Annotated in this window: 1 protein-coding gene; it reads left to right on the forward strand. The window is 48.7% G+C overall.

Annotated elements, in window-relative coordinates; genetic code table 11:
- A partial coding sequence (locus tag RMT89_RS45630) for a hypothetical protein (RefSeq protein ID WP_315889635.1) occupies positions 1-206 on the forward strand: 206 nt, incomplete at its 5' end.
- Between the last annotated feature and the right edge of the window lie 26 nt (positions 207-232).

The raw sequence follows: 232 nt of genomic DNA on the forward strand, positions 1-232 counted from the left end.
GAACAGGATTTCTGACGCATTTCATTTGCCGCGATGGTCAAATCATTCCGCAAAGACCAGGATATTGGAATGCATGCATCTGCATCTTTTCTTGCAAGTTCTCGAACGACCGGTTAGTGGAACGCAAGCGCATCGGCGCCGGTTTTCATTTTGAGGATTCATCCAATGTCTCACAACGTTCTCGTCGTCGTCGGCAGTCTTCGTAAGGAAGCGTTTTCGCTGAAGATCGCCA

Source organism: Streptomyces sp. P17, from assembly GCF_032436805.1.
In the GTDB taxonomy this organism is placed as follows: domain Bacteria; phylum Actinomycetota; class Actinomycetes; order Streptomycetales; family Streptomycetaceae; genus Streptomyces.